Annotated in this window: 15 protein-coding genes; 7 read left to right on the plus strand and 8 right to left on the minus strand. The window is 48.6% G+C overall.

From position 1 onward, the window contains the following. Window positions 1–57 precede the first annotated feature (57 nt). Entirely contained in the window at window positions 58–609 is a 552-nt protein-coding gene (locus JSU04_12385; GenBank protein MBS1971103.1) for a hypothetical protein, read from the plus strand. Between the two features lie 61 nt (window positions 610–670). Here the strand turns inward: JSU04_12385 and JSU04_12390 are convergent, their stop codons facing one another. From JSU04_12390 to JSU04_12410, 5 genes are all read right to left on the minus strand, one after another. Then, on the minus strand, window positions 671–1,249 hold the full coding sequence (locus tag JSU04_12390; GenBank protein ID MBS1971104.1) for a porin family protein: 579 nt from the start codon (window positions 1,247–1,249) through the stop codon (window positions 671–673). A 68-nt stretch (window positions 1,250–1,317) separates the two neighbouring features. Continuing rightward, entirely contained in the window at window positions 1,318–3,135 is a 1,818-nt protein-coding gene (locus tag JSU04_12395; GenBank protein MBS1971105.1) for an ABC-F family ATP-binding cassette domain-containing protein, read from the minus strand. An 8-nt stretch (window positions 3,136–3,143) separates the two neighbouring features. Beyond that, the gene (locus JSU04_12400) at window positions 3,144–3,839 is read right to left on the minus strand and encodes a leucyl/phenylalanyl-tRNA--protein transferase (GenBank protein ID MBS1971106.1); all 696 of its coding nucleotides are present in this window, start codon (window positions 3,837–3,839) and stop codon (window positions 3,144–3,146) included. Continuing rightward, the gene (locus tag JSU04_12405) at window positions 3,839–4,507 is read right to left on the minus strand and encodes a hypothetical protein (GenBank protein MBS1971107.1); all 669 of its coding nucleotides are present in this window, start codon (window positions 4,505–4,507) and stop codon (window positions 3,839–3,841) included. The genes JSU04_12400 and JSU04_12405 overlap by 1 nt, the downstream gene beginning before the upstream one ends. 7 nt (window positions 4,508–4,514) lie before the next feature. Next, window positions 4,515–5,159 carry a matrixin family metalloprotease gene (locus tag JSU04_12410; GenBank protein ID MBS1971108.1) on the minus strand — a complete coding sequence of 215 codons (645 nt, stop codon included), beginning with the start codon at window positions 5,157–5,159 and terminating at the stop codon, window positions 4,515–4,517. A 194-nt stretch (window positions 5,160–5,353) separates the two neighbouring features. Between JSU04_12410 and JSU04_12415 the strand changes: the two genes are divergently transcribed. The 5 genes from JSU04_12415 to JSU04_12435 all read left to right on the plus strand — a co-directional run bounded on the left by JSU04_12415 (window position 5,354) and on the right by JSU04_12435 (window position 13,732). Continuing rightward, window positions 5,354–8,680, plus strand: a complete 3,327-nt coding sequence (locus tag JSU04_12415) for a hypothetical protein (protein ID MBS1971109.1) — start codon at window positions 5,354–5,356, stop codon at window positions 8,678–8,680. Continuing rightward, a complete protein-coding gene (locus JSU04_12420; protein MBS1971110.1) occupies window positions 8,677–11,745 on the plus strand; it encodes a S8 family serine peptidase in 3,069 nt (1,022 codons plus the stop codon). The genes JSU04_12415 and JSU04_12420 overlap by 4 nt, the downstream gene beginning before the upstream one ends. A gap of 57 nt (window positions 11,746–11,802) precedes the next feature. After that, entirely contained in the window at window positions 11,803–12,708 is a 906-nt protein-coding gene (locus JSU04_12425; GenBank protein ID MBS1971111.1) for a hypothetical protein, read from the plus strand. Window positions 12,709–12,727: 19 nt separating this feature from the next. Further along, a complete protein-coding gene (locus JSU04_12430; protein ID MBS1971112.1) occupies window positions 12,728–13,288 on the plus strand; it encodes a hypothetical protein in 561 nt (186 codons plus the stop codon). Window positions 13,289–13,414: 126 nt separating this feature from the next. Next, complete coding sequence (locus tag JSU04_12435) at window positions 13,415–13,732, plus strand: hypothetical protein (protein ID MBS1971113.1); 318 nt, start codon at window positions 13,415–13,417, stop codon at window positions 13,730–13,732. Between the two features lie 114 nt (window positions 13,733–13,846). Here the strand turns inward: JSU04_12435 and JSU04_12440 are convergent, their stop codons facing one another. After that, entirely contained in the window at window positions 13,847–14,104 is a 258-nt protein-coding gene (locus tag JSU04_12440; protein ID MBS1971114.1) for a hypothetical protein, read from the minus strand. Between the two features lie 186 nt (window positions 14,105–14,290). Between JSU04_12440 and JSU04_12445 the strand changes: the two genes are divergently transcribed. Then, window positions 14,291–14,944, plus strand: a complete 654-nt coding sequence (locus JSU04_12445; protein ID MBS1971115.1) for an SAM-dependent methyltransferase — start codon at window positions 14,291–14,293, stop codon at window positions 14,942–14,944. Here JSU04_12445 and JSU04_12450 read toward each other — a convergent pair. Continuing rightward, window positions 14,941–15,879 carry a putative sulfate exporter family transporter gene (locus JSU04_12450; protein MBS1971116.1) on the minus strand — a complete coding sequence of 313 codons (939 nt, stop codon included), beginning with the start codon at window positions 15,877–15,879 and terminating at the stop codon, window positions 14,941–14,943. The two genes, JSU04_12445 and JSU04_12450, sit on opposite strands and share 4 nt — an antisense overlap. A gap of 100 nt (window positions 15,880–15,979) precedes the next feature. Next, on the minus strand, window positions 15,980–16,312 hold the full coding sequence (locus JSU04_12455; protein MBS1971117.1) for an RNA-binding protein: 333 nt from the start codon (window positions 16,310–16,312) through the stop codon (window positions 15,980–15,982). Window positions 16,313–16,445 lie beyond the last annotated feature (133 nt).

Here is a 16,445-nt window from a genome sequence, read left to right on the forward strand (position 1 = left end):
TCGCTGAATTAATCTCACAAAAACTCAATATGCTGGCTCCAAAAAAAGGAGCCAGCTATGGATTTACAGCCCCCTACGTCCACCCCTGAGCCAACACCCGAGCGACAACGAAGACCGACCACTCAAGGTCCACTTCCCGAATTGCCAGCACCTAATAAAGTCTCGCCTGCGAACCAAACCTGTTGGTACCTGGGGGCGATCGTTCTTGCCACAGGCCTTGTGGGCTTTGTGGTTCCAGGCTTATTTTTATTACACTTAAATCCGGTTCACAATTTACTGTTCATTGTTTCAGGAGCCCTTGCCGTTTGGTGTGGAATCACCGCCCCCGACTATACGGCGAAAAAGTTCTGCGGTTGGCTCGGTGCTGTTTACTTTGTTGTAGGCCTTGCCGGATTTGCCTTCGGCCACCGTGCGATTTCTTTAACTCGTCCGACCTCGACGGGAATTGCCGAAGAGACCTCGTTCCTATGGCAGTTAGTTCCGGGACGTTTTGAACTTGGTACGGCCGATCACGTTCTCCATCTGATGATCGGCACTATTTTCCTGGCAGCGGCCTTTATGACTCTGCGAGGAGTCCGACGCAGCAAAGAGAAAATCACTTGGCACTAGTCACAAAATAAAAAAGGCGTCGGAAACCCAACGCCTTTTCTTTTTAAATTTAATATCTCAATTACAAAGTAAAGCGAGCCATCAAGTTCAGATTCGTTGAATCTGTTTTGAGGTCGTTACCAGAAACCGGAGAAATATTCTTAGAACCTTTTTGGTACTCAACTTCCGCGCTCAAAGTCAGCAATGTGAAGCTAAAGAAGTCATAACCAACACCCAAATTTGTTCTAGTGTCGCTCCCCGCTTTGCCATTTGTATCTGGATCTGTTTTTTGATTCGATACGAAAACAGCTCCTGCAAATGCGTATAGGCCCACAACGGGGAAATGAAACTGAAGGTCCACTGGGATTAACATATTGTTCAAAGTCGTATCAGAAGAACCCAAGATCGAGTTGGTCTCAAATTTTGCGCTTTCATAAGCGACGCCACCGCGAATCGAGAACCACGGAAGAACCGGAATAAATAACAACGCACCGAAAGTGTTGCCACCCTTACTTTTAACGCTGTCAATACCTGTGCCTGTTGCAGTGTAATTAGTTGAAAGCGGATAAGAGCCAAATACGCCTACGCCAAGTTCTGCGTGAGCCGCACTGACAAAACCAAGAGACAAAACCATTGCACAAATCAAACGAAGTTTTTTCATTTAAACCACCTTTAAATTAATTAACTTATGCCTGTGCAAATTTGTCAATGTGCTTGTCGCAAGATGTGTTATTCACCCTTTGCGATTTTCTCAAGTTCCGCCCAGCGAGCATATGAAGTTTCGATCTCGGTTTGCAGTCTAGACATCTTCATATGAAGCTCCTGCAGCCGCGTGGCATTACTAATGACCTCTGCAGAGATGGATTCAGCTTCCATTTTTGCGAGGTCCTCTTCCATGCCCAGGATTTTTGCTTCCATTCCCTCAAGTTCATTTTTGAGCTTAAAGGACATTCGTTGCACTTTTGCCGCAGGTTTCGCCGCCTCAACAGGCGCGACGACGTCGGCTGGTTTTACTTCGCCCGACTCTTCGGCGAGCCAAGCTTCTTCCCACTGTAAATATCCAACAAAGCGTTCGAGTTTTTTCGAAGGGTTGTCTTTTCGCGGGAAACTCAAAATATCCGTCGCGACTTGATCCATGAAGTAACGATCATGCGTTACCAAAATCACAGCCCCGTTAAAGTTCTGAATGGCGTCACTCAAAACTTCCAAGGTTGCTACGTCCAAATCATTCGTCGGTTCATCGAGCACCAAAACCGAAGCCTCTTGCAACATCAGCTGCGCGATACGCAAACGGCTTTGCTCACCGCCTGAAAGGCGGCCCACTGGTAAATCCATCTGCTGGCGCGAGAATAAGAAGCGTTCAAGGTAACTGCGCGCAAAAACGTACTGTCCTTGGAAGGAAACATAGTCTCCATCCGGGCAGATATTTTTGAGTACGCTTTTTTCCATATTCAAATTGCCGCGATTTTGCTCGAAGTAGGAAACCTTCACTTTGTCGGATAAAAAGACGCTGCCGCTGTCCGGCTGTTCATAGCCGAGCATCATCTTAATCAGCGTACTCTTCCCGCTGCCATTTTCACCTAAAAGAGCCAACCGTGTTTTGGGTGTGATCAAATAACTGAAGTTTTCAATCAGAGCACGATGATCGTAGCTTTTGTAGACGTCTTTAATTTCAATCAGCTTCTGCGGATTTCTCTCGGCATCACCAAAATTAATATTCGCAACGCGGTGACGGTTTTTTTCAACAAGGTTCTCAACGTCGTCCTTCAGATCGCCCGCACGATTGATACGAGCTTTCTGTTTTGCCAAACGCGCGATCGCTCCACGGCGAAGCCATTCAGTTTCACGACGAAGAGTGTTCTTCATAACTTGCTCATGCTTTGCTTGCGCCGCTAAAAGCTGCTCTTTCGTTTCAAGATACTGAACGTAGTCCCCGTTCACAGATAGCAAATTATTTGGATTGCGAGGATCCAGGTCGAAGACCTTATTCACCACACGCTGGAGAAACAAGCGGTCATGCGTGACCATTAAAAAAGCAAACGGTGCTTTCTGCAAAAACTCTTCAAGCCATAAAATACTGACAACGTCCAAGTGATTCGTCGGCTCATCCAGAAGCAACAATTCAGGCTCTGTCACCAATTCGCGCGCCAAGGCTACGCGCTTTTGCCAGCCACCGCTCAAATCCGACACGAGAAAATCTTCTCCGAACTGAGTCAGATCCAAACGCGCCAGCCACTCATAGGCCAGTCCCAAAGCTTCGTCTGGATCATGAGCATGGCTTAGCAAAGCCTGCATGATCGTTTCGCGCTCGGCAAACACTGGCGTCTGCGGCAAGAAACCGAGGCGCAAGCCTTTCTTTGGCGTGACTTTACCGCCGTCAGCTTGGCTCTTGCCAGCCAAGATCTTCATCAATGTCGATTTACCAGCCCCATTAGGACCCACGAGACCGACTTTATCGCCGTCCTCGATACCGAGGCTGACGCCAGAAAACAAAGTTTTACCTGCAAAGGATTTTTCGAGCTGATGAGTACTGATAAGCAAAGCCATGAGACGTCTTAACACGTCCAGGGGAAGATTGCATTCTCATTCTCGTCCTGAGTGTGAGCGAGTTTATATAAAAACTCTTCACGCTCAAGGTATTTGCCACCAAAGGATTTTGTCACCGGCGTCACCATCTGGATATCCATCCACTCAAGGCCCCAGGACTCTAAAAGCTTAATCAAATGAAACAAAGCGAGCTTCGACGCATTCGGCGTCTTATAAAACATGCTTTCGCCACTAAACATCCCTTTTACGAAGACACCGTAGATACCGCCCACTAACTGACGTTTATGCCAGACCTCCACACTATGAGCATAACCCGCATTGTGAAAGTCGATATACGCCTTTATCATCGGCGGCAAAATCCAAGTGCCTTCCTGGCCGGGGCGTGGCTGCTTCGCACACTCGCGAACGACTTGTGCGAACGCCTGATCGACAGTGATTTCAAACTCATCACCATGCTGGCGCACAAATTTATCGAAGCTGCGGCTGATATGCAGATCTGAGAACTCGATGATCCCGCGCTTTTCAGGCGAAAACCACAGTAATGGATAATCGGGATGCGGCCACGGAAAGACACCGAGGCTGTAAGCAGTATAAAGAGTGCCTACGTCCAAGAGGCCTCCCACGGCCAAAACTCCTTCGGCCATGGCGTCTCTCGGATCTGGAAAGTCTACGGTTGATTGAAAACTTTTTTTTCTGCTCACCATCACTGTTCTTCAGACAAATCTAAAGTCAGCGGCTGGTCAAGAAGGGAAATGATTTCGTAGCCGTCCATCGCGATACTTTCTTGGTCATTGGACAATTTCACCCCAACAACGTTCCAAGCAGTCGGCCACTCATTGTATAAAAACTGTGCAGAAACCATAAAGCTGTCGCCACGATCCCCGAGTGGAACTTTCCACATCGGATTCTGGCGGACATTCTGATAAAGGCCCTTCAACGGAAGCGGCAAAGCCTGAATGGTTTGACCGTCATCAGAGTTCAAACAAGGGCCGCGCACGATGATCGTCGGAATACTTCCGGAATAAGCAACACCCTCTGCTTGCAAAGTGATTTCCAAATCAGGATACACTTCACACGCGTACACTTTTGAACCTTGAGAATTCTTGACGAGAAAATTACCAACAGTCAGTCCCGCGGTGGCGGCTCCGCGCTGAACTTGCAACCCCTGGGACATCGCAACCTTCGCGGACTTCGAGAACGAAGGCCCCGTCAGATCACTCAAATCATAATAGCTCGTCCCGTTGCTCGTCGTGATTGTTCCATCAAAAGAAGCAACATGGCGCTTTTGCAGGAACAAGCGGTCACCGAGGTAAATTCCCCCGACAAGTAACAACGCGAGTCCGAATAAAAAACGACTTTTTGATGTTTTCACAAAACTCCTAATTATATTCGCACTTCAAGTTAGCGATATCTTCAGCGGTCGGAATTTCCCGCTTCACTAGATAATCAAGCACAGATAACATCACAGACGAACTTCCGTTAGCGAGATGCTTCAGGCCCAACACATGACCGAGCTCATGCACAAGCAAGCTCAGCAAGTGCACATCCGTATTCGAATTCGGATTAGTCACATAATAAGTATAAAATTGAGCATCAACTTTGACGTCGGCTTCAACCAACTGATTATTGGTCCATGATAAGGAACTCATCGCTTGGAGCTTCGTATCTGTGTTGTTCCAAGGATTCATCCAGTAAATAACGTTGCGATTATCCTTAGCAGGTGTAGATGTCGCCGCCGCTCGTTCGAAAACAAACAACGTGCGCCCCAAGACATCTTCCCACTTTTTCGCAGCATCGCGCAGAACAGAATCGTATTCGGTCGGCACCGTCGGATCTATATAGATCTTTACCGGAAGACTTTGCTTCCAAGAAACACGTTGCCCGTAACTGTTTTGGACAAAACCGCAATCCTTCTCGGACGCGGTCGCGATTTTTTCGTCGGTCTCTGGCCCCACCTTCGGTACACGTCCGCAGGCAAGGAGCACATTTGCTGATAACAGACCTAGTAAGAGATATTTTTTCATCTTCTCTTAGTTTAAATAAAGTCCCCGCGAAATATAAGTACCCCAGACCTTTCAGCTTAAAAGCTGCACGCAGCGCGGTAGGTACGGCCCTTGCTTAGTACAGTGTCGGACCTGGACTTAGGTCAATGTGACACCACTGCGGAGGGGTATTCGTGAACACTTTAAGAAGTCTTTTTGTCTTAGTCGCCTTTTTCTTGAGCGCTCAAGCACATGCCGAAAGCGTCTCTATCCCACTTAAAGTAGTTAAGAAGCCCGCTTCCGACCTCGTTGCCTCGAATGGTGCGGTTTTGGACGTTGGTCAGGCTGCGAGCATGGCTCAAGCCGGGCAAGACCTAAGTGTTCTGAATCCCCAAGAAAATAAGATGTGGCAGAATCAGAAGTACCCGCTGACAGATGCTTCGCAACCAAAAGAAACAGCAGTCCTCTATCAGTCTTCTGAAGCCCAGCTGCCATTCACGTTCATGGCCCGGGTGCAATCAAACACCAACCCTGCACTTTTTTACCGCCTGAGCTTGAGCCGCATGACCCATACGACACTGATGCGGGCCGCTCTCTTAAAGAAGCTCGGCTATTTTGTACCAACTCCGCAGTATTCAAAAAATCTACGTGTTTATTTTAAAACAGAAGCGGACAAAGAAGATTTCTTAAGAATGGCCCAAGAGACCATGATCTCGGATTTCGACAGCCGTGGCTGGGTGACTGAGAACGACACAAAAAATCACTCTCTTGTTTTCTCAGATGCAGTTCTTGAACAAGCAACTGCGGACTATTTCGATATTCAGTGGGGTTATGCTCCAGATCCAAATGATCCTGCACAAGTCTCTGTGGTGCAAAGATTCTCTCGTTATCGTGCTTATCGTGCCTTGATTATTCCTTTCTCTCTCGTAGATCTTCCTGAGAGTGTGAACCGTTTCTCTCCTAAATATGCTTCTGTCCTTTCTAACTACATCGTCATCACTCACCCTTCTGCAGAGTCTTTCTCTGCGTGCTCTTATGAAGACGCTCGTTGGTTGCTTCGCCGGTTAAATCAATTTACTGAGCAAGACTTCATGGAGATCGTCAGAGCCGGCGCCTTCCCTGCCGAGCTTGAACAACTCATCTATACAAAGCTTCTTTATCGCGCAAACAACGCGATGGAACTTTTCAACCTTTCAAAGCCTTGGAAATTGCCAAGCCTGAAAATCAACTCTCCGTCTGGCCTTGTGAAAGACGGTAAAGTCACGAAAGAATTGGTTCCAGGTTATCCTCAGCGTTTTGCCCACGGCGATCGTGAATCCCCGTTCAAAGACGGCGACTTCGAGCGCTACCTTGGTATCCGCGGACGTTCTGCGGCGATTTCTACAGTGATGAATCACATCAATGAGAAATTGGATCTGTTGAGCGTTGGCGATCTCGCGAACAACCGCCGCATGGACATTCAGAATAGAATTGCCCAGCACATCTCTCAGCACCCGGATCAGCCACTCTACCAAAACGTAGAGGCTTGGGGCGGACCTGTTGGTGGTTTCAATCTTTCGGCAACTCGCAATGTGACAACGGGTACTTACTACGGAAGTTCTGCGGCGATTCAGCTTGTCGACAACGTGTCTGTGGCTGCTCGTCTTGGTTTCTTCCTCGCTCTGGATGGTGTTCCAAACATCACTCCTGTGGGTGGCGCCAATGTGATGATTCAACGTGATTACACTCACGTTCGCCCGTTGCTTTCTATTACTGAAGGTACAAAAGTTTCTTGGAAAGACCTTGTTATTCCAAAATTCATGAAGGGCCTTACCAACGTTCTTGCCCGAGAAAAAACAGAGGATGGCAAATACGCCGTCGACGTGATGTTGAACGATCTCCGTGAGGGAGAAGTTTTCACGATCACTGATTCAGTGACTCTTGCCGGCTATGCACAGATCAATGCGCCTTTAGATGCCTTAATGGGTATCACGCCGTTGAATTTTATGAACTCGGTCAGTATCGGTGCAGACGGAGCTCGCGCAATCCTTCGTCAAACAAGCTTCATGCGTACAGCTCAAGGCATTCAAGTCTATGTTCGTGAACAAAATAACAAAGTCTTCGGTCTGAGCTTTGACTTGAACTACTTCATTAACATCGTCAACATTCGCGCAAGTACAAACACGGCGGATCTTCACACAGATGCTTTCGTCATCGACTACAATCCAGCTTTGGGCGATATGATCGATGATGGCTCTGCGGATCAGAAGTACGCAAAGGATTTCCTCCAAACTCGTGAAAACCTTCGCCCGGCGTTGATTGCTCTCTTCCGCGGAAACGATACAGAGATTCTGTACTCGCGTTTCAAATACCAGAAGTTTGAAATCACGCACGAACTGAAAACAAAAGAAGTTCGCAGTAAGTTCTTGGCAATGCGCCTGGATAACTTCAACGAAGATCATCTTGTAAAGATTCTCTACCCGCGCAGCCCGGATGCTCCTGAGCTTGATCCAAAAGATGAAGAAGTGATCTTGCTCTCGAACAAACGTGGTGAGCTCGTAGGTCGTGACCTCCTTGGTTTTGCGACAGACTGGATCCAAGCGATCATCAACAAAAAATGGAGCAACTCAAAAGTCGATTTGGGCGGTTCCGACGATCCAAATCCAGCGAACACTCCATTCGGTAAAGCTTACTGGCGTATCATCAACACCGAAGGCGACTTGAGCCCTAACGGAACTCAGTATCCCAACGTGGCTGTTCTTCAGCACGTCTGGGGCGGCTGGCACTTGAACTCGAAAAAGTTCTTCAAATTGATCGACGAAGTTCAAGCGCAGTTTAAAAATACTCCGCTAGCTCCGTACCGCTTGATCGAGCCTGAAGCATTTGCGAATACAACAGCCATCAACTTCTATCGTATTACAGCTCAGTTATCGGTTTTACCTGGCGGTCTTGATAAGCTCCGCGACTTGCTGATCCAGCCTGAATGGGAAGGCAAGCCAATGCCGAAGCAAAACTTCCTCGGCAAACTCGCCCAGAAACTCAGTGAGAAGATCGGCCGCCCAGGCCGTCCTGGCGACAAAGAGTTCTTCCTCGACTTGATGACAATCCTCGGTAACGGCGATCAAAAAGCAGGTCTTGCGAACTACAATGTTCAATGTCAGGCCGAAAAACAACAAAGCCGTGGCGACACAAGCTACCGCCCGGATGACACTGGCATCTGGTGGAATGGCACTTACTACGACTGTTTGAACGGTTGGACTAAAAAGCTGATTGACCTCGCTGGCGAATATCCAAAGGACAAAGCAGAACAAGTGCGTTGGACGACGAAGGTCCTCTACGTTCTTGACGAGCAAATCCCATTGCCACAATTGCTGAAGTACTTGGGCGATGAGAATTACATCTTTGTCATCCGCATCAACGGCTTCCGTGAAGGTGATGAGGACGGTGACCTTGAGTACTTCTCTAACAGCTTGGGCGATCCAAAATCAAACATCGAGTACGCAAACGGTTTGATCAATATGTATGCGAACAAGACACGTATTTCTCCGATCGAAATGGACAGATCACAGGCAGGTTTCCGATGAGATATTTGAAGCTTCTTCCGCTAGTTACGTTCGCCGCTCTTTCAGCTCATGCCGCCGACCTTTTTGAGAAAAATCAATGGGGTCTTCATAATGACGGTACAGCTCAGATCATCGACTTGGATCCGATGCACACTTATAAAGTGCCTGCTCGCACTGGTGAAGACGTCGATATGCCAGCACCTGTTCAAGCATCTAAAAAGATTCTTGTAGCGGTTCTTGATACCGGTATTCAAAAAGATCACCCGGATTTGAAAGGCATCATTCATCGCAACCCGACGGAGTGCGCGGCCCTCGAAAAATTCCTCGCCTGCGTTCAAGATGGCGATCGCAAAGCGTGCGAAAAGAAATGGATGGATTTAAAAAATCCAGAAGTTGACCAAGATCACAACGGCTATCCTTTAGATTGTGAAGGATGGAGCTTGCTCGGTGGTAAAAACGCCGCCAACATCATGGGCCGTCCGGACTTTGACGACGATCAAGGTCACGGAACTCACGTAGCCGGTATCATCGCAGCGATCGCTGGTAACGGCATCGGTGTTCGCGGCATCAGCAACAACGTAGAAATTCTTCCGGTTCAGGTTTTGGGTGAACAGCCTTCTGAGCCGATCAAGCCTTACTCTGTCGACATTGCGCCGACAGAAGACAATCGCACACCTCCGCGCAGTCTTGGTGACAGCGTGGCTCGGGGTGTGATGTACGCCATTCACTCAGGCGCAAAAGTCATTACTTTCTCAATGGGTTGGCCGGCAGGACAAGACTCGCAAATCATGCGTGACACGATCGCCGAAGCTCAGCGCCGCGGCATTATCATTGTTGCCGCCGCGGGTAACGATTCAACTCGCGCGCTTCTTCGTCCTTGCACATACCCAGGTGTTATCTGCGTCGGTGCCACAGGTCCGGATGGCGCGCTTGCGCACTTTTCAAACTTCGGCAGCGGTGTTGATATCGCAGCTCCGGGTGTGAACATCCTTAGCACATTCCCTGAAAGCATCCGCCCCGTCAGATTTAGATCTACTCTCGGCTATGAATACTTGTCTGGGACTTCTCAGGCGACACCCTTCGTAACAGGCGCCGTGGCTGAAATGCTTGCCCGCGGAATTCCAGCAAACGAGATCATGCCACGTTTGGTCTTGGGCTCTCGCCCACTTCAACAAAGCCTCAACTTGATTGAGAACCTGATCGGCGGACAAAAGATCACGGTGAATACCGATGCAGCTCCGAGATATCTTTTGGCAGGTCAGTTGGATGTGAAGAAAGCTCTTGCGGTCAGCGCACAGCCATTGATCGTTCCTGCGACAAAAGAAAAAATTGAAATCCAGTGGAACCGTCAAGCTTCAAGCATCGACGTTGAAGTCAGTCTTGTGAACAGATGGGCTTCCGTAGATGCTTCAAAAGTACAAACGCAGTTCTATTTCTCTAAGCCGCATGCTGAAGCGATTCGCCCAGCGGTCTTGGCTGTGAATCCAAAACAAAGTTATGGCAGCACTTGGGCCCAAGGCGAAGTTCGCACTTATGTGGTGCGCTTGCAGACAGCTCCGCGGATGCCGGGCGAATTAGATCTCATTGGTCAAGTCAATTTGCCAAACGGTTCTCAGCGCCGTTTCATCCTCGATGTCGACGTCACAGTCCCTGTTTCGCCGACAATCAAAGATGCAGAGATGCAAGTTCTGCCGATCAAAGGCATGCCTCAGCGTGACCGCCTTGACTTCCTTCCGATTGACCAAAACTTGGATGGCCAACCAACAGGTCGCGATTACGTCGCCTACTCTGAAGACGGCAACAGCCGTGAGCTCTGGTTAGTGCGCCAAGAAAAAAATCAGTATCAAGTTCGTGGTACGACAAAAATCGATCTTGACGAGCCTGTCGGCGATCCAGATGCGTTCCGTGAGCAAGTGGCTGCCCGTCTCGACTGGGATGGCGATGGTCGCAGTGAATACGTGATCGGCTATTTGGACGAATCATCGGACGATGAAACAAAAACCAACATGCAGTTCTTCATCTTTGATCAAGACATGCACGTGGTGAAGAAGTTCAAATACACGAGTGAAAAAGCTTTGATCCCTTACGATATCTACTGGCACACAAGCCACGGCAAGAAATTCCCGGCGTGGGTTGGCGGCGGTAAAGATCCGCAGAAAAAACGCGGCCTCAAAGATCGTTGGGAAAATCCAGACAATATTGAAGGCAACAAAACCCGTTTCTACTACCTTGAGAACGAAACGACTTTGCGCAGCCTTGATGAGTACCAAGGTTACCGCTTCGTCGACGTGATCGAGGCCCGCCCAGATCAAATCCAGCGCGGTGCAGTTCCGGTCTTGCTTGCAAAGAACGAAGGAACAGAAGCCAAAGCTTCTTACCTCTATAAGTTCGCAGTGGCTGAAGTTCTTGACGGCCAAGTGATCAACTTCTCAGAAATGGGCAGCTTCGGTCAGGCCGGCAACTACCGCAACATCTTCGAAACCCGCGTCGATAAAGTGTACAACACATCTACCGACAACCGCGTATTCGCCGGTAACTTCTGGTTCGGTGAAGGTCTGCTTCGCGAGCAGCGTCTGTCGATCTTCGACAATAAGAACCTCGATATCATCGACAACACTCTGCAAGCTCAGAACACGCAAACGGACTCTGCACTGTGGGTGCGCGCGGCATTTGCCGGAGACAACCGAAACGGCGCCTTTGTGCTCACGAACAGCGAGATTCAGTATCACGATTTGGATCATCACCAGGTCGCATCGCATAGCATGGAGCGCTACACGTTCTATCCAGACATGCTCATGACGAACTTGTATTTCCCAGTGACTCTCGGAGATACGAAAAATCCGTCAACGCGCTTGCCGGCTCTCTTCACAACCGAGAGATCGGGCCTCAATCGCGGTGTCAAAATGCTTGTCCCAGTTTTTGCAAAGGATTCCAAGGTCATTGAAGTGGTGTCACCAGCGCGCTTGAGATTCGATACGGTCGGATGCACGCCGCTTGCGACACCGGTTTTTGTGGGCGGAGCGACGGGCCATGCCCTCGACTTCCACTGCAAAGACACGATTTTGAGAATGCCTTTAACCTATTAGATTTTTATTTAAATTAAAGGTCTCATAAAACTAGAGACCAAAAGAGGAGGAAACCACATGAAAAAACAAATCACGACAGCCCTGACAGGGATGGTACTTGCGACTCTCGCAGCTTGCGGTGGCGGCGGCGGTGGTGGCGGTGGTCACAGCAGTGACGTACTTTACTACCCATATGAAACTGTCTACGGCGACGTATGTACAACTCAACAGCCAACTCCGGGTTGCACATTCTTAACTAAAAACGGTCAACGTATCAAAGTAACTGAAGATACTGACTACGGCAAAAACGGCCACGGCTCTGATGACATGTGGTACGTCAAGTTTGACGGTGCTGGAACTGCTGCGGTTTATGACCAATACGGCCGTTTCCAATACTACGCAAACCCTAAAGACTTCGCAGGTTACATCGGCGGTACAACAATCGGTGTTGGTACTACGGGTCTCTTCTGGGAAGACATCACTGGCGGCACCTACTGGCTTGGTAAAAACGGCGTTCTTTACAATGCGAACCCAGGCGAGTCTAACTACGGTCAAGCGATCAACGATAAGTCTTCTTCAAAAGCATCTGATTCAAACTTCGCAGCCCTTAAGTCAGACACGAACAAAAAACTCGTGAAGATGGCAACTGATAAGTTGATGAAAGAATACGGCTTCAAACAAGACAAAGCTGTTGCTGTTGCTTCTGCTTTGAACTCTTGGGCTGTTGCTGCTGCTGAGCGCGGTCAAACAACTCCTGCAGATATGGACAAAACTTTCAAATCTGTATTCGGTGTTAAGTTCGCTGACGCTTTGACGGCAGTTAAAGAATTGCAGAACGGTAGCACTGCGGGCATGGCTGATTTGACAAACAGATCTGCTGCGGCTCTCGGTTTGAAACCAGACCAAGCGCAAAAATTCGTAAAAGGTATGTATCGTAAATCCCTCGCTAGCTGGGGTTACGATGTAGACCAAGTGAACTGGTAATCAGTTTTAACAAGGAAATATTTTTATGAAAAAATTATTACTCATTCTCACAGCCGCGTTGACTCTGTCAGCGGTTGTTGCTGAAGCCTACATCACTCCAGGCAACCCACCGGGCCCTGGATATGGTCCTGGCCGCGGCCCAGGTTACCCGGTTCGTCCGGGCCCGGGCCCTCGCCCTCGTCCACCAGTCAGACCTGATCCGGGTCCGGCGCCTTACCCAGGCAATCCGTATCCGCCAAATCCAGGTTACGGCACAATCAGCGTTCCAGTTTATGTAGACCGCTACATGATGGGCAACGATCGCATTGATATCGGTCAGTACGTCAATTTGTACCAATACCAAGGTTACAGATTGGTTGCTGTCGATTTCACAGCGAATGCTCAGTACAACACGGCGCTCATCGATGTTTTGATCAACGGTTTCCAAGTTGCTCCAACGATCAACTTGAACGCTTATCCTAACAATTTCCGCATTTTCCCTAACCAAGCGACTTATATTGGTTATGGCGCGGATAGCATCGTGATCTACGGAAACGGTAACTTGTATATCAGAAATGTGTTCTTACAGCTTTCTCGCTAATCCGCAGGTGTGGAGCTAACGTAAGATCTCATGGAGCCTCGGGGGTTTACCCCCCGGGGCTTTTTTTGCTTGATTCATGGGATCTCCTTTGTGTAGCTTCAAAAAAACTTGCGGAGGTTTTAATCAATGAAGTTCTTGTTTGTTCAGGTTCTGCTCGGGATCAGCGTTCTATTTAGCTCTATGTCTTTTGCTCAAGATTTGAACTTTACTGAGTACAGAAAGTTCCTCATGAACGGCAGCAAGACTTCTGGCGGCAAAATGGCGATCCAAACGACTTGCACAACAACCACAGGCCAAACTTACCGCATCGGTGAAACCGGCTACGATACATGCCTTGCAGCTCTTAAAAATCAGCATGAAATGAAACAAATCACGGGCGGCAAAGATAGCAATCAGCCTGTAAATTCAACCGGCGCAACGACGACAATCCATATCGGCAACTAGTTTTTCAAGCCGATCATTCGCACCAGACATTTGCAGAGTCACGATGCCTACGTGACAAATAAAAAAGCCTTCGATTTCTCGAAGGCTTTTTTTATTGTTTGTCCGCAATTCAAACTATTTATTGTGGGCCATTTTCTTTGCTTTACAAGCAGACACAACATCCGCACCAACGTTGACGCCAGCAACAGATTGACCAGCCAAGATAGGCTGAACGCAGTCTTTATAAAGACCCTTTTTCTCTTTATGGTCGCCTTTTTTGAAGCCAGCAGATTGGCAAGCGAGGTTGATTTCTTGGCAAGGCTTTGAGCCTTCGTGGCCAGCAAATGCAGAAACAGAACCCAAAAGAACCATTGCAGTAATAAGACTTTTCATACGAACTCCTTGTTTTTTTCGTTAGGACTTATTGCTTATAAAAAAATCTTACTCCGGACGGATTAAGAACCTATGAGAACCCGATTAACTTTTTTTAATTCCTCTGATACTGTGTTTCCATTCGAGAAATAAGCTTCAACAAAATCGAAAAGGGCGTCCTCTCTGGCTAAAATCGTTTTAAACTTTATGGATTTATTTCCACAATTGCCGGAGGCTTCTCATTCTTACACGGAGGCCCAGGAGCATGCCGTCATGGTTGATGCGCATCTTGGATTTCAAACCAAAGAAATCGAAAAAAGTCTGCTCAATGAGTGGGGACCAAAAACTGTTTCCTCGGATGTCCAAGCATGGGTGGGACTCCCTGTTCAAGCAATGCAAACTCCCTACACGGAGTTGCGCCAGATTTTGGCTTTACTTTCGCCTGAAAACGACAGCACTGTCGTCGATCTTGGCTGTGCCTATGGGCGCATGGCTCACGTCATTGGTCATCACTACCCCCACGTGAATTTCATCGGCTACGAACTCGTCGACGAGCGCGTGCAAGAAGGTCGCAGAGTTCTGGCGAAATTCGATTACCCACGCTGTCGTCTTGAGACCGCGGATCTCAGCGCTTCAGATTTCATTCCGCCACTGGCAGAGTATTATTTTATTTTTGATTTTGGCAGCCGGCCGGCTATTGAGAAAACTCTCGAAGATCTTAAAAAGATTTCCCTGCAAAAATCTATCACAGTGGTGGCCCGTGGACGTGGCATCCGCAACTGGATTTATCAAGGTCATCCATGGCTGTATGCCATGAATGAGCCTCAGGTCTTTGATCATTTCAGTATTTTTCGCCCTTAGTGAATCCAGCCGGCCTCAATGGCACCGAAGGTCGCGGACGCCGCGATAATCCAAAGCAAGACCCCTTGAAAGAAAGGCCGCGCCCCAACACTGCGAAGAGTTTCCCGCGTCAACCCACTGCCAATCAGAAACAAAGTCAAAACCAGCAAGCGCTTTGCAATCGATTCAATCACATGTCCCGCTGGCTGCAACACCGGGACCCATGTCACCAAGGCTGCCGCAAGAATAAAACCCAGAATAAACCACGGCTTTTTGCCTTTCCCCGCAGCGCCCGTTTGCTGATTGCGAGCCACAACCCAGCCGATCGCAAATGCAATTGGTACGATCCAAAGCGCGCGCGCCAATTTCACTGTGGTCCCTACCTGCAAAGCTTCAGCACCGTATTGAAGAGAGGCTCCGACGACAGAGCTTGTGTCGTGAATCGCCAGCGCACTCCACAAGCCAAACTGATGTTGAGTGAGACCGAAATAATGCCCCAGAGGTGGAAACAGAAACAACGCCACAGCATTCAGCACAAACACTGTGCCCAAAGCCACAGACACCTCATGGGACTTTGCGCGAATCACCGGCGCGACGGCTGCAATGGCGCTACCACCGCAAATCGCAGTTCCCACCGAAACTAAGATAGAAACATTGCGATCAGTTTTCAGCAGTTTACCGATAAAATATCCCAGAGTGAGTGTGAGCGAAATCCCCGCGATGGTGTAACCGATCCCCTGCAGGCCCACACGGCCAATCACCGCGAGATCCATTCCGAATCCCATCCCAACAACTGAAATTGCGAGCAGTCGGTGGGTATATTTACGTGCAAGATCTAAATAAGGATTTCCGAAAATCAGAGCCAGCGCCACACCCATAAAAAGCGCGGTTCCGGAAGAAATAAAAGGAGCCAAACAGAGAAGCCCAGCCAATGGAAACAGAATTCGAGCTAACATAAGACCTACTTTCGAAATCAGTATCGGCCGATTCTCTGAAAAGGCAATAAAAAAGGGCCGGTGTTTCCGGCCCCTTTTTCTATTTACAATTTAAAATTTTCTAACCGCGCATGCGGTTTTGATCACCACCGCGATGCTCACGATGGTCGCGGTGATCGCGTGGCCCACGCCCCCCTTCACGCGGCATCATGGGCTTTGCTTCGCTGACATTCATCGCACGTCCTGCCAGCTGAAAACCATTGAGTCTTGAGATCGCTGTCGCGGCCTCATCGTCTGTGGCCATTTCAACAAAGGCAAAACCTTTGCTGCGACCGGAATCACGATCCATGATAATGCGAGCAGATTGCACACTACCAAACTCAGAGAACACATCCATCAAAGATTGATCGTTCAAAGAATAAGACAAATTTCCTACGTAGATTTTTTTTCCCATTAAAAGCCTCCTTTAACCTGGCGTTTGGGGAGCCGCTTAAGAGAAACCGTGGCCCCACGCCCGTACCCTCCCAAGGACTGATAAGAAATATCTTTGGGTCGCCGTAAACGTATTTCAATCGAAAAAACCGATT

The organism is Bdellovibrionales bacterium (assembly GCA_018266295.1).
Lineage (GTDB): Bacteria > Bdellovibrionota > Bdellovibrionia > Bdellovibrionales > Bdellovibrionaceae > JACMRP01.